Below are 20,685 nucleotides of genomic sequence, written 5' to 3'. Positions count from 1 at the left end.
CGGTTGCCAAGAAGGCCGGTCCACCTCGTGGACCGGCCTTTTGCCTTGCCCGGAACCGGATGCGGGCGGACCACCGCGTCCCGTGACGCGGTGGTCGTACGCCGTCGGGTCCGCCGGCTCAGCGGTTCCACTGCCAGGCGTGGTCCACCGGGCCGATGCCGCCGCCGAGCGCGAAGCCGGCCGCGATGGCTCCGGTGACGTACTCCTTGGCCTCCATCACGGCCTGCGGCACGTCCTGCCCCTTGGCGAGGCCGGCCGCCACCGCGGAGGCGAGGGTGCAGCCGGTGCCGTGGGTGTGCCGGTTGTCGTGGCGCGGGGCCCGCAGCCACAGCAGGGTGTCCCCGTCGGTGAGCAGGTCGGCGGCCTCACCGCCGTGGGCGGCCAGGTGGCCGCCCTTGACCAGCACCCACTCGGGTCCGTACCCGAGGACGGCGTCGGCGGCCCGCCGCATGTCGTCCTCGCTCTCCACGTCCAGGCCCGTGAGCTGCCGGACCTCGTTCAGGTTGGGGGTGGCGACGGTGGCCCGCGGCAGCAGTTCCCGGCGTACGGCGTCCAGGGCCGAGGCGGCCAGCAGCGCGTCCCCGTGCTTGGAGACCCCGACCGGGTCCACGACGGCGGGGGCCCCGGTGCCGGCCAGCAGCTCGGCGACCGTCTCCACCAGCGCGGCGGAGGCCAGCATGCCGGTCTTGACGGCCTGTACGCCGATGTCGTCGGCCACGGCCCGGTACTGGGCCGTCACGGCCTCGGCGGGCAGCTCCCAGACCCCGTGGACGCCCAGGGAGTTCTGCGCGGTCACGGCGGTCACCACGCTCATCCCGTGCACGCCGAGCGCCAGCATGGTCTTGAGGTCGGCCTGGATTCCGGCGCCACCGCCGGAGTCGGACCCCGCAACGGTCAGGCACAGCGGTGGCGCGTCGCTCATCGGCAGGTCTCCTCGGTGGACGGGTCGGAGCCGAAGTGGTCCCAGCCGCCGGTGCTCGTCCAGGGCGCGCCGTCCACGGTCACCTGGGGCAGCGCGGAGCGGTTCAGGACCTCCCCGATGACCTTCCAGCGGGCCGGCAGTTTCACGTCGGGCGGGAAGGTCGCCACGATGGCGTGATCCTCTCCCCCGGTGAGCACCCACTGCAAGGGGTCGACGCCGACGGCCTGCCCGATGTCGTGCATCTGGGTCGGGATGTCCACGGCCGCCGAGCGCAGGTCGATCCGTACCTTGCTGGCCTCCGCGATGTGCCCGAGGTCGGCGATGAGTCCGTCGCTGACGTCGGTCATGGCGGTGGCGCCGAGTCCGGCGGCGGCGGGGCCGGCGTGGTAGGGCGGTTCGGGGCGCCGGTGGGCCTCGACGAAGGCGCGCGGGGAGCGGAAGCCGCGCGAGAGCACGGCGTATCCGGCCGCGGACCAGCCCAGCCAGCCGGTGACGGCCACGACGTCGCCGGGCTGGGCGCCGGAGCGCAGGACGGGCTCGTGGTTGCGCAGGTCGCCGAGGGCGGTGATGGACACGGTGATCGTGTCGCCGCGGACCACGTCCCCGCCGACCACGGCCGCTCCGGCGACCTGGCATTCGTCGCGCAGACCGTCCATGAGCTCGGTGGGCCAGGTGACCGGGAGCTCGGCCGGGACGACGAGGCCGAGCAGCAGCGCGGTCGGCACCGCGCCCATGGCGGCGATGTCGGCGAGGTTCTGCGCGGCGGCCTTGCGGCCGACGTCGTAGGCCGTGGACCAGTCGCGCCGGAAGTGCCTGCCCTCCAGGAGGATGTCCGTGCTCGCCACGACCCGCCGGTCGGGGGCCGACACCACCGCGGCGTCGTCGCCGGGTCCGAGCCGGACCGCCGGGGTGGTGGTGAGCCGTGAGGTGAGCTCCCGAATGAGCCCGAACTCCCCCAGCTCGCCCACAGTGCCCTTCATCGCTGTGCCCCTTCTTGCCCAGTCCGCTTGCGGTCGCGAGCCGTCACAGCTCTGGGTACCGTCAACAGATACGTCAACTTCTGCTCTCCGTACGCCCCGCTGTGCGTGGCACCGGGCTCGCGGGTCTCCCCGCGGCGCTCGGCGACGCGGTACCGTGGCGTCCCTTCTTCCCCGGGCCCGCCCGCAATTCCAGGGCCCACCCGAAGGTTAGGGGACTCGATCCTCGTGGCCGCCCTGGAGGTTCCGTGGTACAGGCGTACATCCTCATCCAGACCGAGGTGGGCAAGGCGTCGTTCGTCGCCGAGTCCATCAGCCAGATCGCGGGGGTGATCCAGGCGGAGGACGTGACGGGCCCCTACGACGTGATCGTGCGCGCCCAGGCCGAGACCGTGGACGAGCTCGGCCGCATGGTCGTCGCCAAGGTGCAGCAGGTGGAGGGGATCACCCGCACCCTGACCTGCCCGGTGGTCCATCTGTAGCCCCCGTCTACTCTTGGCCGGTGATGTCCCTCCACCGCCGGCCCGTCCGTGTGCCCGCTCTGACCGCCCTGGCCGCCGTACTGGCCCTCGCGGGCTGTACCCCGGGCGGCGCGCAGGCCCGGGTGGATCCGCCGCCCGCGCCGCCCGCCGACGTCGCGGGGTTCTGTGCGGCGCTGCACGGCAGACTCCCGGAGAAGGTGGCCGGCCTGGCGCGGACCCCCACGGACCCGGAGTCCGACCTGACCGCCGCGTGGGGCGGCTCGGCGATCGTACTGCGGTGCGGCATCCCCAAGCCCGCGGAGATGGCCGATCCGAAGCAGGAGGGCGTCCACGTGAACGGCGTGGCCTGGCTGCTGGAGGAGCTCCCCGACGACGCCGGCGGGGGTTTCCGGTTCACCACCGGGATGCGCCTGGCGTACACGCAGGTCCGGGTCGACAAGGAGCATGCCACGGATGCGGGGATGCTGGTCGGGCTGTCCACCGCCGTGGCCGAGACCGTCCCCGAGGGGATCTCCTCGTACTGATCCCCCGCCGCGCCGGCCCTGCCGGCCCGCCTCGCGCCGACCGCCCGCCGGGATCCCCGGCGGGCGGTCGGCGTGTACGGGTGCGTGCCGTACGGGGCGGCTAGCGCAGGCCGGTGGAGCGGCGCAGGGCGGCCTGGATCAGGCGGTCCACCAGCTCCGGATAGGCGACGCCCGACTCCTGCCACATACGGGGGTACATGGAGATCGGCGTGAAGCCCGGCATCGTGTTGATCTCGTTGATGACGAAGGTGCCGTCCTCGGTGAGGAAGAAGTCGGCGCGCACCAGGCCCTCGCAGGACGCCGCCTCGAAGGCCTCGATCGCGAGCCGCTGCACCTCGGCGGTCTGCTCCGGGGTGAGCGGGGCGGGCACGATCCCGGAGGCGGAGTCGATGTACTTCGCCTCGAAGTCGTAGAAGTCGTGGCTGGAGACCGGCGGGATCTCGGCGGGCGCGCTGGCGCGCGGCCCGTCCTCGAACTCCAGCACGCCGCACTCGATCTCGCGGCCGCGCAGCAGCGCCTCCACGATGATCTTCGGGTCGTGGCGCTGGGCCTCGCGGATCGCCTCGTCCAGGCCGGAGGCGTCGTCCACCTTGGTGATGCCGATGGAGGAGCCGGCCCGGGCGGGCTTGATGAAGAGCGGCCAGCCGTGCTCGCCCGCGAAGTCCAGGATCCTGGCCTTGGCGGCGTCCCGGTCGGCCTCCCACTCGCGGGGGCGGATGGTCACGTACGGCCCGACGGGCAGGCCGAAGGAGGTGAAGACCCGCTTCATGTACTCCTTGTCCTGGCCGACGGCCGAGGCGAGGACGCCCGAGCCGACGTACGGGACGCCGGAGAGCTCCAGCAGGCCCTGCAGGGTGCCGTCCTCGCCGTACGGGCCGTGCAGCACCGGGAAGACGACGTCGACCTCGCCCAGGGCCTTGGGAACGGCTCCCGGCTCGGTGTAGACGACCTCGCGGCTCGCCGGGTCGACGGAGAGCACGACGGCGCCCTCCTCCGACTCCGAGAGCTCCGCGACGCTCGGGAGCCGGCGGTCGGCGATGGCCATCCGCTCGGGCGCGTCGGCGGTCAGCGCCCACCGGCCGTCGGTGGTGATGCCGATGGGCAGCACCTCGTACTTGGAGCGGTCGATCGAGCGCAGCACCGCGCCCGCCGTGACGACCGAGATGGCGTGTTCCGAGCTGCGGCCGCCGAACACGACGGCCACGCGGGGCTTGCGGCCCTGCTGCTCAGGGGTCTGGGGGAGGTTCTCGCTGCTCATATCGCCACGAGAGTACCCGCTCGGACGTCCGGAAAGGAGTCAGCGGCGTTCCGGTTTGGCGCTGCGCGCCATCAGTTCCTTCAGTGCGACCAGCGGCGGCTTGCCGTGGTGGACGATCTCGACCACCGTGTCGGTGATCGGCATGTCCACTCCGTGGCGGCGGGCCAGATCGGCCACCGACTGGCAGGACTTGACGCCCTCGGCGGTCTGGCTGGTGACCGCGATGGTCTCCTCCAGGGTCATCCCGCGTCCGAGGTTGGTGCCGAAGGTGTGGTTCCGGGACAGCGGCGAGGAGCAGGTGGCGACGAGGTCGCCCAGACCGGCGAGGCCGGAGAAGGTGAGCGGGTCGGCTCCCATCGCCATGCCCAGGCGGGTCGCCTCGGCCAGGCCCCGGGTGATGAGCGAGCCCTTGGTGTTGTCGCCCAGGCCCATGCCGTCCGCGATGCCGACGGCGAGGCCGATGACGTTCTTGACGGCGCCGCCGAGCTCGCAGCCGATCACGTCGGTGCTGGTGTAGGGGCGGAAGTACGGGGTGTGGCAGGCCGCCTGGAGGCGCCGGGCGACGGCCTCGTCGGAGCAGGCGACGACGGCGGCCGCGGGCTGCCGGGCGGCGATCTCGCGGGCCAGGTTGGGACCGGTGACGACGGCGACGCGCTCGGCCGGGACCTTGGCGACCTCCTCGATGACCTCGCTCATCCGCTTGGCGGTGCCCAGTTCGATGCCCTTCATCAGGGACACGAGCACGGCGTCGGGAGGCAGCAGGGGCGCCCATGCGGCGAGGTTGCCGCGCAGGGTCTGCGAGGGGACGGCGAGGACCGCGAAGTCGGCGTCGCGGGCGGCTTCCGCCGGGTCGGTGGTGGCGCGGACGGCCGCCGGGAGTTCCACCCCGGGGAAGTAGTCCGGGTTGGTCCGGCCGGTGTTGATGGCGTCGACCACCTCCTGGCGGCGGCCCCAGAGGGTCACCTCGCAGCCTGCGTCGGCGAGCACCATGCCGAAGGCGGTGCCCCAGGAGCCGGTTCCGAAGACGGCCGCCTTCACGGGACGTGTCACTTCTTGTCCTCCCCCGCGGCCTTGCGCCGCTGTTCCGCCCTGGCCTTGCGGTGGTCGTAGGGCTGCTCGGGCGCCTTCTCGCCGCGCAGTTCCTCCAGCAGCCCGGTGATGGCGGCCATGATGATCTCGGTGACCTCCTTGAGCACGTCCGGGGTGGGCTCCCGGTCGTAGAACTCGGAGAGGTCGAGGGGCGGTCCGGCGAGCACCTGGAGGGTCTTGCGGGGGAACAGGCGGACCTTGTCCTCCTTGGCGTAGGGCGGCATCGCGAGGTTCGCGCCCCACTGGGCCACCGGAATGACGGGCGCCCTGGTCATCAGTGCGACGCGGGCCGCGCCGGTCTTGCCGGCCATCGGCCACATGTCCGGATCCCGGGTGAGGGTGCCCTCCGGATAAAAGGCGACGCATTCGCCGCTCTCGATCGCGGCCACGGCGGCCCGGAATGCGTCCAGGGCGTTGGTGGTCTCGCGGTAGACGGGGATCTGCCCGGACCCGCGCAGGATCGAGCCGACGAAAGGCACCTTGAAGAGGGCGGCCTTCGCGAGCAATCGGGGCACCCGGCCGGTGTTGTACTGGAAGTGCGCGTAGGAGAGCGGGTCCAGATACGAGTTGTGATTGACGACGGTGATAAAGCCCCCGTCGGCCGGAATGTGCTCCATTCCCCGCCAGTCCCGCTTGAAGAGCACCGTCAACGGCGGTTTTGCGATGACCGCCGCCAGGCGGTACCAGAAGCCGATTCTGCGGCGGGACACTCGGACACCTTCCTCTAGGACCGGTGCGCGGCTTGGGCACCTCGTCGGCCGGACGCGTGTGGTGCCGGGTCCGGTCTCTGTCGAGAACACCGTACGCCCCGCCCGCACCGCCGTACCCCCGGGTTGCCCGGGCAGAGGTGACAATGGGCCGATGCATGACCGGGCCGTGACCTGGCCGTGGTCCGGGCATGGCCGACTGCACACCGCGGGGAAGGGGTCCGTCACGAACGCCGTCTGGAGTCTGGTGGTCCCGCTGAAGCCGCTCTCGGTGGCCAAGAGCCGTCTCGCGGCCGCCGTGGGCGGGGCCCGGCCGGGGCTCGCGCTGGCGTTCGCGCAGGACACGGTGGCCGGTGCGCTGGCCTGCGCGGCCGTCTCGGATGTGGTGGTCGTCACGGACGACGCCGGGGCCGGGGCGGAACTGGCCCGGCTGGGGGCCCGGATCGTGCCGGACGCCCCGGGCGCCGGGCTCAACGCGGCGCTGGCCCACGGGGCGCGCGCGATACGCACGGGGCGCCCCCGGGCGGCGGTCGCGGCGATGAACGCGGATCTCCCCGCGCTGCGGCCCCCGGAATTGCTACGCGTGCTCGAAGCCGCTTCGGTATTTCCCCGGGCATTTCTGGCGGATGCGGCGGGAATCGGAACGACCTTGCTTTCCGCTGCCCCGCACGTGGAATTGGCACCCGCGTTCGGCGGCCCGTCGCGGGCCCGCCATTCGGCGTCGGGGGCCGCCGAAATCGCCCTGGCGGACGTGGACAGCGTGCGCCGGGACGTGGACACGGCCGCGGACCTGCGGACCGCCCTCGCCCTCGGCGTGGGCCCTCACACGGCCCGATACAGTGCCGGTATGCAGGCGACCGCGTACACGTACGACTCCCAGACCCACAGCGGCAGTGTGCTGCTGGACGACGGCACCCCGGTGCCCTTCGAGGCCCCGGCGTTCGAGGCGGGAGGCCTGCGGCTGCTGCGTCCGGGGCAGCGGGTTCGGATCGAGACGGAGGGCGAGGGGGCCGCTCTGCGGATCACGCTGGTCACCCTCCAGACCTTCTGAGCCAGCCCCTCTGACCTGCAGGAACAGTCCTGCGGAACGCACCGCGGGCCGGTTTCCCCGGAAGGGAAACCGGCCCGGCGTGTGTGACCTGCGACCTTACTTCTTGCGGGCCGTGGTCTTCTTCGCGGTGGTCTTGCGCGCCGTCGTCTTCTTGGCGGGCGCCGTGGTCTTCGCGGTGGCCTTCTTGGCCGCCGGAGCCGTCTTCTTGGCCGTGGCGGTGGTCTTCTTGGCCGTGGCCGCGGCCTTCTTCGCCGTGGGGGTGCTCTTCTTGGCCGCCGTGGTCTTCGCGGTGGCCGTCTTGGCCGTCGTCTTCTTCGCGGTGGCGGTGGTCTTCTTCGCGGTGGTCTTCTTCGCGGCCGTGGTCTTGGCCGCCGCCTTCTTGGCGGTGGTGGCCTTCTTGGCCGCGGCCTTCTTGACCGTCACGGAAGCGCCTCCGGTCAGGCTGCCCTTGGGGGCCTTCTTGACGGACACCTCGCCGCCCTTGGGCAGCTTCTTGGTGCCGGCGACCAGGTCCTTGAAGCCCTGACCCGCGCGGAAGCGGGGAACCGAGGTCTTCTTGACCCGGACGCGCTCACCCGTCTGCGGGTTGCGGGCGTAACGGGCCGGACGGTCGACCTTCTCGAACGAGCCGAAGCCCGTGACCGAGACCCGGTCGCCCGCGACCACCGCGCGGACCATGGCGTCCAGTACCGCGTCGACAGCGTCGGCGGCCTGCTGGCGGCCGCCCAGCTTGTCGGCAATCGCTTCTACGAGCTGCGCCTTGTTCACGTCTTCCCCTTCGGAGACTTCGCCAGAACGAATGTGTTCAAGCTTATTTCGCACGTTAGGCGGATATATACCGCAAATCAAACACGAAACGGGCTAATCACCCTAGTGCCGCAACGGTGCAGTCCGTTACGGAGTTCCTTCGCATCAGTCGCCTTCAGGGAATCGACCCTCGTCGAGGTCCTTCATCAACCTGTCCAGGCGCCTTGCCGCGTCGGCGAGATCATGCTTCGCCGCGGCAGTGGCGACCAACAGCTTCCGGGACAGCGCCATCCTTACGCCCTCCGGGACTTGCAGCGCGCGCACCCTTGCATGTGCTTCTTTCAACCGGTCCGCGACGAGTTCGTAGAGCTCAAGTTGACTGTCGCGTTCCATGCACAGATTGTGCCATCTGGGGCGAGTTGTCGCCTCACGGGGCCTCAACACACAGCTGTGCCCCCCGCCGGAAGACGGGGGGCACAGCGGGGGCGATGCGATCACCCAAAGGTGAATAAGCGCTGATCAGGCCGGAATCAGGCTCGAATCGTACGCGGCTTGTAGGTGGGCCGGGCGCTTTCGTACGCGGCGATGTCGGCTTCGTTCTGAAGGGTGAGCGAGATGTCGTCCAGACCCTCCAGCAGACGCCAGCGGGCGTTGTCGTCGAGTTCGAACTCCGCCTCGATGCCTGCCGCGCGGACCTGGCGGGCCACGAGGTCGACCGTCACCTCGGCCTCGGGGTCGGCCTCGGTCAGCTCCCACAGCCGGTCGACCGTCTCCTGCGGCAGGACCACCGTCAGCAGACCGTTCTTCAGCGAGTTGCCGCGGAAGATGTCGGCGAACCGGGAGGAGATGACCGCCTTGAACCCGAAGTTCTGCAGGGCCCAGACGGCGTGCTCGCGCGAGGAACCGGTCCCGAAGTCCGGGCCGGCGACGAGCACGGTCGCCCCGGCGCGCTCCGGGCGGTTGGTGACGAACTCCGGGTCCTTGCGCCAGGCCTCGAAGAGCCCGTCCTCGAACCCGTCGCGGGTGATCTTCTTCAGCCAGTGGGCCGGGATGATCTGGTCGGTGTCGACGTTGCTGCGGCGCAGCGGGACGGCCCGGCCGGTGTGCGTGGTGAAGGCTTCCATGATTCAGACTCCGGCGGGGGCGGTGACGTCGGACAGGTCGGCGGGCGAGGCCAGGTGGCCCAGTACCGCGGTCGCGGCGGCCACCTGCGGGGAGACCAGGTGGGTGCGCCCGCCCTTGCCCTGGCGGCCCTCGAAGTTGCGGTTGGAGGTGGACGCGGAGCGCTCACCGGGGGCCAGTTGGTCGGGGTTCATGCCCAGGCACATCGAGCAGCCCGCGTGCCGCCATTCGGCCCCGGCTTCCTTGAAGACCTTGTCCAGGCCCTCCTCGACGGCCTGCAGGGCGACCCGGACGGAGCCGGGGACGACCAGCATCCGTACGCCGTCGGCGACTTTGCGGCCCTCGATGATGCCCGCGACGGCGCGCAGGTCCTCGATGCGCCCGTTGGTGCAGGAACCTACGAAGACGGTGTCGACCCTGATGTCCCGCAGCGGCTGCCCGGCGGTCAACCCCATGTACTCCAGGGCCTTTTCGGCGGCCAGGCGCTCCGAAGCGTCCTCGTACGAAGCCGGGTCGGGGACGCTGGCGGACAGCGGGGCGCCCTGGCCCGGGTTGGTGCCCCAGGTGACGAACGGCGACAGTGCGGAGCCGTCGATGACGACCTCGGCGTCGAAGACCGCGTCCTCGTCGGTGCGCAGGGTCTTCCAGTACGCGACCGCCGCGTCCCACTCCTCGCCCTTCGGGGCGTGGTCGCGGCCCTCCAGGTAGTCGAAGGTCGTCTGGTCGGGGGCGATCATGCCGGCGCGGGCGCCGGCCTCGATCGACATGTTGCAGATGGTCATGCGGGCTTCCATCGACAGCTTCTCGACGGCCTCGCCGCGGTACTCCAGGACGTAGCCCTGACCGCCACCGGTACCGATCTTGGCGATGATCGCCAGGATCAGGTCCTTCGCGGTGACGCCCTCGGCCAGCTCGCCGGTGACGGTGATCGCCATCGTCTTGGGGCGGGCCAGCGGCAGCGTCTGGGTGGCCAGCACGTGCTCGACCTGGCTGGTGCCGATACCGAAGGCCAGCGCACCGAAGGCGCCGTGCGTCGAGGTGTGCGAGTCGCCGCAGACCACGGTGGTGCCGGGCTGGGTCAGGCCCAGCTGCGGTCCCACCACGTGGACGACACCCTGCTCGACGTCGCCGAGCGAGTGCAGGCGTACGCCGAACTCCGCGCAGTTCTTGCGCAGCGTCTCCAGCTGGGCCCGGGAGACCGGGTCGGCGATCGGCTTGTCGATGTCGATGGTGGGGGTGTTGTGGTCCTCGGTCGCGATGGTGAGGTCGAGCCGCCGGACCTTGCGGCCGGCCTGCCGCAGGCCCTCGAAGGCCTGGGGGCTGGTCACCTCGTGCAGCAGGTGCAGATCAATGAAGAGGAGGTCGGGCTCGCCCTCGGCGCGCCGGACGACATGGTCGTCCCAGACCTTCTCCGCGAGTGTCCTACCCATCGCTTTCCCTCCGGCCGGCCTCGTCGGCCGGCGCTTCATAGAGATCTGGTGCGCCGGATCGTCCGTACCCCACGTGCCGGACGACGGCTCGGACCCAGTGATTCGTGGACCCGCACATACAGACTCGCTGGTTCTTGGAAAAATTGAACTTGCGTTTCACAGTGTGAGACGTGAATATCGTTTCATGGACAACTCTAGCGGCGTCGGCGTTCTCGACAAGGCAGCTCTGGTACTGAGCGCACTGGAGTCCGGTCCGGCCACCCTCGCCGGGCTGGTCGCGGCGACAGGGCTCGCACGACCCACGGCACATCGCCTGGCCGTGGCACTGGAACACCACCGGATGGTGGCGAGGGACATGCAGGGCCGGTTCATCCTCGGACCGCGGCTGGCGGAGCTCGCCGCCGCGGCCGGTGAGGACCGTCTGCTGGCCACGGCGGGACCGGTACTCACCCACCTCCGCGACGTGACCGGGGAGAGCGCGCAGCTCTACCGGCGTCAGGGCGACATGCGCATCTGCGTGGCCGCGGCGGAGCGGCTGTCGGGCCTGCGGGACACCGTCCCGGTGGGCTCCACGCTCCCGATGAAGGCCGGCTCGGCCGCGCAGATCCTGATGGCCTGGGAGGAGCCCGAGCGGCTGCACCGCGGCCTCCAGGGCGCGCGCTTCACGGCGACGGCCCTGTCGGGCGTCCGGCGCCGCGGCTGGGCGCAGTCGATCGGCGAGCGGGAGCCCGGTGTGGCCTCCGTCTCGGCACCGGTGCGCGGGCCGTCGAACCGGGTGGTGGCCGCCGTGTCGGTCTCCGGTCCGATCGAGCGCCTGACCCGCCACCCCGGCCGGATGCACGCCCAGGCCGTCATCGACGCGGCGGCCCGCCTGACCGAGGCGCTGCGCCGCAGCGCCTGAGCCTGCGACCCTTCTTTCCACTCCCCCGGGCCCGGGGGCGCGTACGACGCCGCACACGTCCGAACACGCGCCGCCGGGCCCGTACTTACGTCTGCCGCGGCCGGCGCCGCACACGACGAAGAGGCCCTCCGCTATGAACGCGGAGGGCCTCTTCAGTGCGTACCCCCGACCGGATTCGAACCGGCGCTACCGCCTTGAGAGGGCGGCGTGCTAGGCCGCTACACAACGGGGGCTTGCTTGTTACTGCGCTGGGCTACCAGGACTCGAACCTAGAACAAAGGAACCAGAAACCTTCGTGTTGCCAATTACACCATAGCCCAATGTGGTCTATACCAGACCAACAGTACCCCCGACCGGATTCGAACCGGCGCTACCGCCTTGAGAGGGCGGCGTGCTAGGCCGCTACACAACGGGGGCCCTAGCGATCCTGCATCAAGACGTCCGGGAGCTACCCAATGGAGACCTTGCGGGAAGGATCTGTACCCCCGACCGGATTCGAACCGGCGCTACCGCCTTGAGAGGGCGGCGTGCTAGGCCGCTACACAACGGGGGCAAAGCACTGCGTTACTGCTGCACTGCGCTGGGGTACCAGGACTCGAACCTAGAATAAGGGAACCAGAAACCCTCGTGTTGCCAATTACACTATACCCCACCAAAAGTCAAGCCCTCTGCGGGACTTTCTTTTGAGTGGCGTCTCCGTCCGGCCTTTCGGCCCGCTCCGGCGGCGCAGAAAGAACATTACCGGATGCCTGACCGTGCTCCAAAACGGGTATCTGCGGCCAGCAGGTCCGGGAGCTGGGCGAGCCCGGCGATCCGGTGCACGCCCTCGGGCCCCGGGCCGCGGGTGCCGTCCCGGTCGAGCCACACCGCCGTCAGTCCCGCGTCGCGGGCGCCGCGCGCGTCGATCTCCGGCTGGTCCCCCACGTACGCCACGTCGCCCGGGGCCAGCCCGAGCGCGTCGCAGCCCGCGAGGAAGGCCGCCGCCTCGGGCTTGCTGACCCCGATCTCGGCGGCACACACCAGCGCCTCGAAGCGCTCGCGCAGCCCGAGGCTGCGCAGCTTGGGGTCCTGGTTGGCGCTGGAGGAGTTCGAGACCACCCCGTGCCGGTACCGGCCGGCCAGGAGGTCGAGTACGGGCACCACGTCCGGGAACAGCGCCCAGGCGGCCTTGTAGTGCTCCACGTAGCGGTCGAACCAGCCCTGGGCCTCGGCGTCGTCCATGCCGGGGGCCCCGAGGAAGTCCCGCACCCGGTCCCGGCGCTGCCCGGGGAAGCTGACCTCCCCGGCCGCGAAGCGCGCCCAGTGGCGGTCGGTGAGCCGGCGCCACAGCGCGAGCGCCTCCGCCGCGGTCCCGTACTTCCCGTCCAGGCCCTCCACGGCGAGGTGCTGCGCCAGTCCGGCGGTGTCCGCACCGGTGTAGTCGAAGAGGGTGTCGTCGATGTCCCACAGGACGGCACGGATCGGCATACCGCCGAATCTACGCCGCGGACCCGCCCTGCGCGGCCACGGCGGAGAAGTCCGTCACACGGGGGCCGGGACAAGGCCGCAGGGGGCGGCGGACCGGGAAACCGGCCGCCGCCCCCTGCGGGGATGCGCGTCGTCTTACGCGGCCAGCTTGGCCAGCGCCGCGTCGATGCGGGCCAGGGACCGCTCCCGGCCCAGGATCTGGAGGGACTCGAAGAGCGGCAGGCCGACCGTGCGGCCGGTGACGGCCACGCGGACCGGGGCCTGGGCCTTGCCCAGCTTGAGGCCGTGGGCCTCGCCGGCGGCCAGGACGGCCTGCTTGAGGGACTCCGGGTCGCTCCAGTCGGCCGTCTCCAGCCGGGCGCGCACGCTCGTCAGCAGGGCCGCGGGCTCGCCCTTCATCGCCTTGTCCCACGACGCCTGGTCCTCGACCGGCTCCTTGCGAAACAGGAAGTCGACGTTGGCGGTGATGTCCGACAGGACGGTCACGCGGGTCTGGGCGTACGGCGCGATGGCCGCCCAGGCCTCGGGGTCGAAGTCCGCCGGCTCCCAGTTGGCGTGCGGCGCCTGGAGCCACGGGGTGCAGGCGTCGGCGAAGGCCTTCGGGTCCAGCAGGCGGATGTGGTCGGCGTTGATCGCCTCGGCCTTCTTGATGTCGAAGCGCGCCGGGTTCGCGTTCACGTCCGGGATGTCGAACTTCGCCACCATCTCCTCGATCGAGAAGATGTCCTGGTCCTTGGAGAAGGACCAGCCGAGGAGCGAGAGGTAGTTCAGCAGGCCCTCGGGCAGGAAGCCGCGCTCGCGGTACAGGTTGAGCGAGGACTCCGGGTCGCGCTTGGAGAGCTTCTTGTTGCCCTCGCCCATGACGTACGGCAGGTGGCCGAACTCCGGGACGCCCTTGGCGATGCCCAGCTCGATCAGCGCCTTGTAGAGCGCGATCTGCCGCGGGGTGGAGGACAGCAGGTCCTCGCCGCGCAGCACGTGGGTGATCTCCATCAGCGCGTCGTCGACGGGGTTGACGAGCGTGTAGAGCGGCGCGCCGTTGGCCCGCAGGATGCCGAAGTCCGGCACGTTCTCCGGGGTGAAGGTCAGCTCGCCGCGGACCAGGTCGGTGAAGGTGATCGGCTCGTCGGGCATCCGGAAGCGGACGATCGAGGAGCGGTGCTCACCCTGGTAGGCCTCCAGCTGGACGGTGGTCAGCTCGCGGCAGTGGCCGTCGTAACCGGAGGGCTTGCCGGCCGCGCGGGCGGCGGCGCGGCGGGCGTCGAGCTCCTCGGTGGTGCAGTAGCAGTCGTACGCGTAGCCGGCGTCCTTGAGCTTCTTCGCGACGTCCGCGTAGATCTCCATGCGCTGCGACTGGCGGTAGGGCGCGTGCGGCCCGCCGACCTCGGGGCCCTCGTCCCAGGTGAAGCCGAGCCAGCGCAGCGAGTCGAGGAGCTGGTCGTAGGACTCCTCGGAGTCACGGGCCGCGTCGGTGTCCTCGATGCGGAAGACGAACGTACCGCCGTGGTGGCGGGCGAACGCCCAGTTGAACAGGGCGGTGCGGACCAGGCCCACGTGGGGGTTGCCGGTCGGGGAGGGACAGAAACGTACGCGGACGGGTCCGTTAACCACGCTTGATCACCTTGTTGGTGAGAGTGCCGATGCCTTCGATGGTGACGGCGACCTCGTCGCCGACGTTGAGGGGGCCGACTCCGGCCGGGGTCCCCGTGAGGATGACGTCGCCCGGGAGCAGCGTCATGGCCTCGGTGATGTGGACGACCAGGTCCTCGATGGAGCGGACCATGTCACCGGTGCGGCCGAGCTGGCGCTGTTCGCCGTTGACCGTGCACTGGATGGTCAGGTCGGCCGGGTCCAGGTCGGTCTCGATCCACGGGCCGAGGGGGCAGGAGCTGTCGAAGCCCTTGGCGCGGGCCCACTGCTGCTCACGCTGCTGCACGTCGCGCGCGGTGACGTCGTTCGCGCAGGTGTAGCCGAAGATGACGTCCTTGACGCGCTCCCTGGGGACCTCGCGGCACATGCGGCCGATGACCACGGCGAGCTCCGCCTCGTGGTGGAGGTCCTGGGAGAAGGACGGGTACGTGATGGGGTCGCCCGGGCCGACCACCGAGGTGGAGGGCTTGAAGAAGGTGATCGGGGCGTCGGGGACCTCGTGGCCCAGCTCCGCCGCGTGCTCCGCGTAGTTGCGGCCGATGGCCACGACCTTGTTCGGGAGCACGGGCGGCAGCAGCCGGACCTTGCTCAGCGGGACCTTCGTGCCCGAGAGCTCGAAGTCCGCGAACGGGATGCCCTTGATGATGTCGAGGACGAGCTCACCCTCGGCGCCCGGGGCCGTGCTGCCCTCGACCGCGCCGAACGCGACATTGCCGTCGATGGAAAACCTGGCGATGCGCACGTGTTGCGTCTGCCCCTCTGTATTTCCGCTGGCTGGAGTCTGCGGACTCCAGGCTAACGCGGCAGGCAGCGGCGCTTGGCGTTCCTTTCGCCGGGGACTACTGCGCGGCGGGGGCGACGGGCGCGTCCATGAGGACGGTGCGGCGCGGGTTGGCCGTCTGGGCGGGGAGCTCGACGGAGTGCTCCGGGGCCGCGGTCGCCTGCAGCTCCTCGGCGTCCTTCAGGTGCGCGAGGGTGGTGCGGCGGGGGTTGGCTATGTTGCGGAACATCATCGTCGTCTTCATCGGAGTACGGGGTCCTCGGCTCGCGGGGCGGATGGCGGTTGCCAACCCTTTAAAGGGCAAGGCTAAACATCCGAATCCCTCACGGAACCGGGAAGTAATGGCCACGGCTATGTGAGTTTGCTCACCAGCCAGCAGGCAATCCGGACATAAGTGGCAGTCAATTCCGGCCCCCGAAACGGACATTGCGCCACTGAATGCGTCATTCCGCTCCTGATCATCTCGACTGGGACACCTTGACACCCCGCACGTTTGAATGACGTAAGTCCGATTCATCCTGAAAGCGGTCCCACGCTTCGTGGTCAGTCCGTCACCGTACGGAATCGACGCTGCGGGCCGACACGCGCACCTTGTTGGAGATCCGCCACTGTGCTGGAATTCGCGGGACCGCCGCGGGAACAGCCGGCGCGCAGGTGGCGCGAGAGAGCGCCGCCCACGGCGGCAACGAGAGGGAGACGCGCCGGTCACCGACGACCACCATGGGGCCGCAAGCGCCCCACGACTCGACACCGTTCCGCCGGTCGCCCGGCGGGACGCCTGGTCCAGAGGTTGCGACGCTAGTGCAGGGACGATTCAAGAGGGATGGCAAGGGTTCTCCCCAGGCCCACCAGGGCCGAGGGGAAGCTGCGTCGGAGCAGGAACCGCGCGGCGGGACCGACCGTGGCTCCTCGCCCCAGCACGCCCAGAACCGCGGGCCGGCTGTCGAAGGCGCAGGAGCCGACTCCTCCGCCACCGTGAGGGCGAAGGGCCGCCGCAGCCTGAAGGGCAAGGCGCCCGGCGAGGAACCGGCCGGCCAGGACACGGCGATACCCAAGGCCCCTCCCGGGCCCGGGTCCCGTCTGCACATGCAGAACTGGCGCATCAGCACGCGACTGGTGTCGCTGCTGACCCTGCCGGTCGTCGCCGCCACCACGCTCGGTGGCTTCCGCATCAACGACTCGCTCAACGACATCGCACAGCTGGAGCACATGCAGCTGCTGACGACCATGACCCGGCAGGCCACCAACCTGGCCGCCATGCTCCAGGAGGAGCGGGACAAGTCGGCCGGTCCGATGTCGGTGACCAAGGACGGCAAGGCGAACAGCCTCGTCCAGGGCGTCCGCGACCAGACCGACGCCGCCGCCAAGGCCTTCGCCGCCGCGACCGACAAGGTCGACGGCACGGAGGACAAGGACGAGACCCTCAAGTCGATCCGCAACAACATCCTGCAGATCGGCCGCCAGCTCACCGGCATCGAGGAGATCCGCAAGAAGGCGTACCAGAACGGTGCCCAGCAGACCGTCACCGAGTACAACGCGCTGATCGTCTCGCTGCTCTCGCTCTCCCAGGACATGGCCCAGGCCACCTCCAACCCGGAGATGATCAAGCGTACCCGCGCCCTGGCGGCCTTCTCCTCCGCCAAGGAGTACGCCTCCATCCAGCGCGCCGTCATCTCCGCCTCGCTGCCCGACAGCAACGAGAAGCAGGGCAACCTGACCGAGAACGACCGCCTGTACGCCCTCTCCGCGCTGCGCGGCGAGAGCCAGGCGAAGAAGACCTTCGAGCTCGTCTACCAGGGCAAGCCCGAGGAACTCCTCGCGTCGCTCGGCGACAGCAACGCGGAGATCGGCAAGGCCGACCACTACACCCGCCGCGTCCTGTCCACCCAGGGCCAGTTCGCCAAGGAGCAGCAGTACCGCTCCTGGCTGGACTGGTACGACGCGGACGACACCAAGATCCAGGCCATGAAGGTCATCGAGCTCACGCTGCTCGAAGACATGGAGCAGAAGGCCCGCGAGCTCAAGAACGAGTCGCAGCGCGACGCCATCATCAACGGTGCGCTGATCCTCCTCGTCCTCGGTGTCTCCCTCGTCGGCGCCTTCGTCATGGCCCGCTCGATGATCCGCTCGCTGCGCCGCCTCCAGGACACCGCGACCCGGGTCGCCCAGGACCGCCTCCCCGAGCTCGTCAAGCAGCTGTCCGAGTCGGACCCGCAGGACGTGGACACGTCCGTGGAGTCGGTCGGCCTGCACACCCGCGACGAGATCGGCCAGGTGGCCGCGGCCTTCGACGACGTGCACCGCGAGGCCGTCCGCCTCGCCGCCGAGCAGGCCCTGCTGCGGGGCAACGTCAACGCGATGTTCACCAACCTCTCGCGCCGTTCCCAGGGCCTCATCCAGCGCCAGCTCTCGCTCATCTCCGAGCTGGAGTCGCGCGAGGCCGACCCGGACCAGCTGTCCTCGCTCTTCAAGCTCGACCACCTCGCGACCCGTATGCGCCGTAACGGCGAAAACCTCCTCGTCCTCGCGGGCGAGGAGCCGGGCCGCCGGTGGACCCGCCCCGTCCCGCTCGTCGACGTGCTCCGTGCCGCCGCGTCCGAGGTGGAGCAGTACGAGCGCATCGAACTGGCGTCGGTGCCCGGCACCGACGTCGCCGGCCGCGTCGTCAACGACCTCGTGCACCTGCTCGCCGAGCTGCTGGAGAACGCCACGTCGTTCTCCTCCCCGCAGACCAAGGTCAAGGTCACCGGTCACGCGCTGCCCGACGGCCGGGTGCTCGTCGAGATCCACGACACCGGCATCGGCCTCTCCCCCGAGGACCTCGCCGCGATCAACGAGCGGCTCGCCTCGCCGCCGACCGTGGACGTCTCCGTCTCCCGCCGCATGGGCCTGTTCGTGGTCGGCCGCCTGTCCCTGCGACACGGCATCCGCATCCAGCTGCGCCCCTCCGACTCGGGTGGCACCACGGCCCTCGTCATGCTCCCGGTGGACGTCGCCCAGGGCGGCAAGAAGCCGGGTCCGATGCCGGGCCAGGGCGGCCAGGGCGGTCCCGGTTCCGCCGGTCCCGGCGGCCAGGGCGGTCCCGCCGCGCAGGGCTCCGGTCCGGGCGGCGGTGCACGCCAGCCCGTGGGCGCGGCCCCGCAGCGCGGCCAGGTCGCCGGCGGCGGACAGCGCGCCGCCCTCCAGGGCGGACCGGGCGGCCGTCCGCAGGCAGGCCCGGGCGGGCGCCCGCAGGGTGCTCCGGCCGCGCCGACCGGCCAGGCCCAGGGCGGCTTCGGCGGTGCTCCGCTGCCGGGCCGTGGTCCGGCCGGCGGTCAGCAGCAGCGTCCGGCGCCCGCGCCCCAGGCTCCTTCGGCACCCTCCGCTCCTTCCGCCCCCGGCGGCTTCCCGCAGGGCAACGGCTTCGAGCGGCCGCAGCCGCCGCAGCCCGCAGCTTCCGCAGGACCGGGCTCCCCGGCCCAGGCGCCCGGCGCACCGGCCCAGCGCGGCCCCCGGCCGCAGCTGCCGCCGCGCGGTGGCGCCGCGCGTCCGGAGCTCCCGGGTACGGGCGGCTCCCCCGCCGGGGCGCCGCAGGCCACCAGCTGGGGCGCCGATCCGGCTGCCCGGCACGGCGGCCAGGAGGTCCCGCGCGGCCACGACGAGCTCTCGGGCCCCGGGGCCACGGCCGAGTTCCCGCGACCGGACTTCAACGCCCCGCGCCCGCAGGCGGGTGGCGGCGCCGGCACCACCGGCCAGTTCGAGCGTCCCGACGTACGCAACCCGCTGGGCCCGTCCGCCACGGGCCAGTTCGAGCGCCCGGAGCTGCGCGGCCCGGCGGACGCCTCCACCACGGGCCAGTTCGCCCGCCAGGACTTCCAGGCCCCCCGGCCCGGCGGCCCCGGTGTCGGCGGCTACGCCCCGCAGCCGCAGGCCCAGCAGCCCGGCGGCTACGCTCCGGCCCCGCAGCTGCCGCAGGCCAGCCAGCCGGAGGCCCTGCCGCCGGCCACCGGCCCCGGTGACGCCCGCAGCCCGATCTTCGACACCCTGGAGTCGAACTGGTTCAGCCAGGAGGGCGCGCAGGCCTCCGGGCAGGCTCCGGCCGCACCCCCGCAGCAGCAGGCCGCCCCGGCCCAGCGCCAGCGGTCGCAGCAGCCGCTGCCCCAGCGCGGCCAGGAGCTCGCGGCCGAGTCCGCCCCGGCGACCGGCAGCACGCCGACCGTCAGCTGGCGGTCCTCGCCGAACGACGAGCTGATGCGGCAGGCCGAGCGCGTGCGCCAGCCCGCTGCCGGCGGCATCACCACCTCGGGGCTGCCCCGCCGGGTACCGCGGGCGAACCTCGTGGCCGGCACGGCGCAGCAGCAGACCGACGCGCAGCCCGGTCCGCAGGTCTCGCGTGCACCGGACGACGTCCGCGGCCGTCTGACGAACCTCCGACGCGGTATCCAGCAGGGTCGTCAGGCCGGAAACAACGGCCCGGCGACCGGCAGTTACCACATCGACCCCACTTACCAGCAGGAGCGTTAGTTGAGTTCGATGAGCCAGGCGGCACAGAACCTGAACTGGTTGATCACCAACTTCGTGGACAACACCCCCGGGGTGTCCCACACGGTGGTGGTCTCCGCCGACGGCCTCCTTCTGGCGATGTCCGAGGGCTTCCCGCGCGACCGCGCCGATCAGCTGGCGGCCGTGGCCTCCGGTCTGACGTCGCTGACCGCCGGAGCCTCCCGCATCTTCGAGGGTGGCGCCGTCAACCAGACCGTGGTCGAGATGGACCGGGGATTCCTCTTCCTCATGTCCGTCTCCGACGGGTCCTCGCTCGCGGTCCTCGCGCACCCCGAGTGCGACATCGGCCTCGTGGGCTACGAGATGGCCCTCCTCGTGGACCGTGCCGGCAGTGTCCTCACCCCGGAACTGCGCTCGGAGCTCCAGGGAAGCCTGCTCATCTGACGTCCCATCTCCCGGCCGGACGGTACTTCCGGCCGGGGGACCGGGGTTTCCCCGGATTCCAGTACCACCGCCAGGCCGTCATCCCGTCCCCCCACCGGCCGCCCCGTCAGACGGCACGCTGACCACTGCTGTCCAGCCCGGAGGATCAATGACCCCGCCCCCCGCCTACCCCGATGCGTACGGCGACTCGTCGTACTCGGAAGGCGACCAGCCGCTCGTACGCCCGTACGCGATGACCGGCGGACGGACCCGACCGCGCTACCAGCTCGCCATCGAGGCGCTGGTCAGCACCACGGCCGATCCGATGCACCTGTCCACCCTGCTGCCCGAGCACCAGCGCATCTGCACGCTGTGCCGCGAGGTCAAGTCGGTCGCGGAGGTCTCCGCACTGCTGTCGATGCCGCTCGGCGTCGCGCGGATCCTCGTCGCCGACCTGGCCGAAGCCGGCATGGTGGCCATCCACCAGCCGGGCAATGGAGAGGCCGGCGGCACGCCGGACGTAACGCTGCTCGAAAGGGTGCTCAGTGGACTTCGCAAGCTCTAACGGAGGTTCTGCCGGCGGAGCGGCTCGCTCCACCACCTCCGCGAAGATCGTGGTGGCGGGCGGCTTCGGCGTGGGCAAGACCACGTTCGTCGGCGCGGTCTCCGAGA

Annotated in this window: 19 protein-coding genes, 5 tRNA genes and 2 pseudogenes; 8 read left to right on the top strand and 18 right to left on the bottom strand. The window is 71.2% G+C overall.

The features are described 5' to 3' along the window. Positions 1 to 118: 118 nt before the first annotated feature. Complete coding sequence (gene thiD / locus ABZ128_RS11570; RefSeq protein ID WP_356847697.1) at positions 119 to 922, bottom strand: bifunctional hydroxymethylpyrimidine kinase/phosphomethylpyrimidine kinase; 804 nt, start codon at positions 920 to 922, stop codon at positions 119 to 121. Further along, complete coding sequence (locus ABZ128_RS11565; protein WP_356847696.1) at positions 919 to 1,902, bottom strand: thiamine-phosphate kinase; 984 nt, start codon at positions 1,900 to 1,902, stop codon at positions 919 to 921. Before ABZ128_RS11565 ends, thiD begins: the two co-directional genes overlap by 4 nt. Positions 1,903 to 2,147: 245 nt before the next feature. Here ABZ128_RS11565 and ABZ128_RS11560 point away from each other — a divergent pair, with 245 nt between their 5' ends. After that, on the top strand, positions 2,148 to 2,381 hold the full coding sequence (locus ABZ128_RS11560) for an Lrp/AsnC ligand binding domain-containing protein (protein WP_356847694.1): 234 nt from the start codon (positions 2,148 to 2,150) through the stop codon (positions 2,379 to 2,381). Positions 2,382 to 2,404: 23 nt separating this feature from the next. Beyond that, entirely contained in the window at positions 2,405 to 2,905 is a 501-nt protein-coding gene (locus ABZ128_RS11555) for a DUF3515 domain-containing protein (RefSeq protein ID WP_356847692.1), read from the top strand. Positions 2,906 to 3,005: 100 nt separating this feature from the next. Here ABZ128_RS11555 and ABZ128_RS11550 read toward each other — a convergent pair whose 3' ends face one another. From ABZ128_RS11550 to ABZ128_RS11540, 3 genes are read right to left on the bottom strand one after another with little or no spacing between them, the layout of a single operon-like run. Continuing rightward, positions 3,006 to 4,163, bottom strand: a complete 1,158-nt coding sequence (locus tag ABZ128_RS11550) for a D-alanine--D-alanine ligase family protein (RefSeq protein ID WP_356847690.1) — start codon at positions 4,161 to 4,163, stop codon at positions 3,006 to 3,008. A 39-nt stretch (positions 4,164 to 4,202) separates the two neighbouring features. Continuing rightward, positions 4,203 to 5,213, bottom strand: a complete 1,011-nt coding sequence (locus tag ABZ128_RS11545) for an NAD(P)H-dependent glycerol-3-phosphate dehydrogenase (protein ID WP_356847689.1) — start codon at positions 5,211 to 5,213, stop codon at positions 4,203 to 4,205. Further along, positions 5,210 to 5,962, bottom strand: a complete 753-nt coding sequence (locus tag ABZ128_RS11540) for a lysophospholipid acyltransferase family protein (protein WP_356847688.1) — start codon at positions 5,960 to 5,962, stop codon at positions 5,210 to 5,212. Before ABZ128_RS11540 ends, ABZ128_RS11545 begins: the two co-directional genes overlap by 4 nt. A 196-nt stretch (positions 5,963 to 6,158) precedes the next feature. On the opposite strand from ABZ128_RS11540, the pseudogene cofC reads away from it, so the two are divergent. Continuing rightward, positions 6,159 to 6,806: pseudogene (gene cofC / locus ABZ128_RS11535) on the top strand (2-phospho-L-lactate guanylyltransferase); the annotation flags it as partial. Positions 6,807 to 7,106: 300 nt separating this feature from the next. Here cofC and ABZ128_RS11530 read toward each other — a convergent pair. The 4 genes from ABZ128_RS11530 to leuC all read right to left on the bottom strand — a co-directional run bounded on the left by ABZ128_RS11530 (position 7,107) and on the right by leuC (position 10,309). Continuing rightward, positions 7,107 to 7,778 (bottom strand): HU family DNA-binding protein, encoded by a 672-nt coding sequence (locus ABZ128_RS11530; protein ID WP_356847686.1) that lies wholly within the window; start codon positions 7,776 to 7,778, stop codon positions 7,107 to 7,109. A gap of 144 nt (positions 7,779 to 7,922) precedes the next feature. Then, positions 7,923 to 8,150, bottom strand: a complete 228-nt coding sequence (locus tag ABZ128_RS11525; protein WP_344170398.1) for a hypothetical protein — start codon at positions 8,148 to 8,150, stop codon at positions 7,923 to 7,925. 137 nt (positions 8,151 to 8,287) lie between these two features. Continuing rightward, positions 8,288 to 8,881 carry a 3-isopropylmalate dehydratase small subunit gene (gene leuD / locus ABZ128_RS11520; protein WP_356847684.1) on the bottom strand — a complete coding sequence of 198 codons (594 nt, stop codon included), beginning with the start codon at positions 8,879 to 8,881 and terminating at the stop codon, positions 8,288 to 8,290. 3 nt (positions 8,882 to 8,884) lie between these two features. After that, positions 8,885 to 10,309 (bottom strand): 3-isopropylmalate dehydratase large subunit, encoded by a 1,425-nt coding sequence (gene leuC, locus ABZ128_RS11515; protein ID WP_356847683.1) that lies wholly within the window; start codon positions 10,307 to 10,309, stop codon positions 8,885 to 8,887. A gap of 184 nt (positions 10,310 to 10,493) precedes the next feature. Between leuC and ndgR the strand changes: the two genes are divergently transcribed. Next, on the top strand, positions 10,494 to 11,210 hold the full coding sequence (gene ndgR, locus ABZ128_RS11510; RefSeq protein ID WP_356847681.1) for an IclR family transcriptional regulator NdgR: 717 nt from the start codon (positions 10,494 to 10,496) through the stop codon (positions 11,208 to 11,210). A gap of 160 nt (positions 11,211 to 11,370) precedes the next feature. Here ndgR and ABZ128_RS11505 read toward each other — a convergent pair. The 9 genes from ABZ128_RS11505 to ABZ128_RS11465 all read right to left on the bottom strand — a co-directional run bounded on the left by ABZ128_RS11505 (position 11,371) and on the right by ABZ128_RS11465 (position 15,352). Then, positions 11,371 to 11,443 (bottom strand) — tRNA-Glu (locus ABZ128_RS11505). A 15-nt stretch (positions 11,444 to 11,458) separates the two neighbouring features. Continuing rightward, a tRNA-Gln gene (locus tag ABZ128_RS11500) sits at positions 11,459 to 11,530 on the bottom strand. 24 nt (positions 11,531 to 11,554) lie between these two features. Then, positions 11,555 to 11,627: transfer RNA gene (locus ABZ128_RS11495), tRNA-Glu, on the bottom strand. Positions 11,628 to 11,690: 63 nt separating this feature from the next. After that, positions 11,691 to 11,763 (bottom strand) — tRNA-Glu (locus ABZ128_RS11490). A 27-nt stretch (positions 11,764 to 11,790) separates the two neighbouring features. Then, positions 11,791 to 11,862, bottom strand: a tRNA-Gln gene (locus ABZ128_RS11485). Positions 11,863 to 11,948: 86 nt separating this feature from the next. Further along, entirely contained in the window at positions 11,949 to 12,677 is a 729-nt protein-coding gene (locus ABZ128_RS11480) for an HAD family hydrolase (RefSeq protein WP_356847680.1), read from the bottom strand. A 135-nt stretch (positions 12,678 to 12,812) separates the two neighbouring features. Then, the gene (gltX, locus tag ABZ128_RS11475) at positions 12,813 to 14,288 is read right to left on the bottom strand and encodes a glutamate--tRNA ligase (RefSeq protein ID WP_356847678.1); all 1,476 of its coding nucleotides are present in this window, start codon (positions 14,286 to 14,288) and stop codon (positions 12,813 to 12,815) included. Next, positions 14,281 to 15,069, bottom strand: a complete 789-nt coding sequence (locus ABZ128_RS11470; protein ID WP_356847677.1) for a fumarylacetoacetate hydrolase family protein — start codon at positions 15,067 to 15,069, stop codon at positions 14,281 to 14,283. Before ABZ128_RS11470 ends, gltX begins: the two co-directional genes overlap by 8 nt. A gap of 97 nt (positions 15,070 to 15,166) precedes the next feature. Next, positions 15,167 to 15,352 carry a hypothetical protein gene (locus ABZ128_RS11465; protein ID WP_356847676.1) on the bottom strand — a complete coding sequence of 62 codons (186 nt, stop codon included), beginning with the start codon at positions 15,350 to 15,352 and terminating at the stop codon, positions 15,167 to 15,169. A 557-nt stretch (positions 15,353 to 15,909) separates the two neighbouring features. Here ABZ128_RS11465 and ABZ128_RS11460 point away from each other — a divergent pair. From ABZ128_RS11460 to ABZ128_RS11445, 4 genes and pseudogenes are all read left to right on the top strand, one after another. Next, positions 15,910 to 19,611: a nitrate- and nitrite sensing domain-containing protein gene (locus ABZ128_RS11460; RefSeq protein ID WP_356847675.1), complete on the top strand. Its 3,702-nt coding sequence runs from the start codon at positions 15,910 to 15,912 to the stop codon at positions 19,609 to 19,611. 9 nt (positions 19,612 to 19,620) lie between these two features. After that, positions 19,621 to 20,034: a roadblock/LC7 domain-containing protein gene (locus ABZ128_RS11455; protein WP_308407201.1), complete on the top strand. Its 414-nt coding sequence runs from the start codon at positions 19,621 to 19,623 to the stop codon at positions 20,032 to 20,034. 148 nt (positions 20,035 to 20,182) lie between these two features. Then, on the top strand, positions 20,183 to 20,578 hold the full coding sequence (locus ABZ128_RS11450; protein ID WP_356847674.1) for a DUF742 domain-containing protein: 396 nt from the start codon (positions 20,183 to 20,185) through the stop codon (positions 20,576 to 20,578). Next, positions 20,559 to 20,685: pseudogene (locus ABZ128_RS11445) on the top strand (ATP-binding protein); the annotation flags it as partial. The gene ABZ128_RS11450 and the pseudogene ABZ128_RS11445, both read left to right, overlap by 20 nt.

The organism is Streptomyces sp. NPDC006326, assembly GCF_040612915.1.
Lineage (GTDB): Bacteria > Actinomycetota > Actinomycetes > Streptomycetales > Streptomycetaceae > Streptomyces.
The sequence above is the reverse complement of the archived record's forward strand: the minus strand, read 5'-3'. Positions and strand labels throughout refer to the sequence as shown.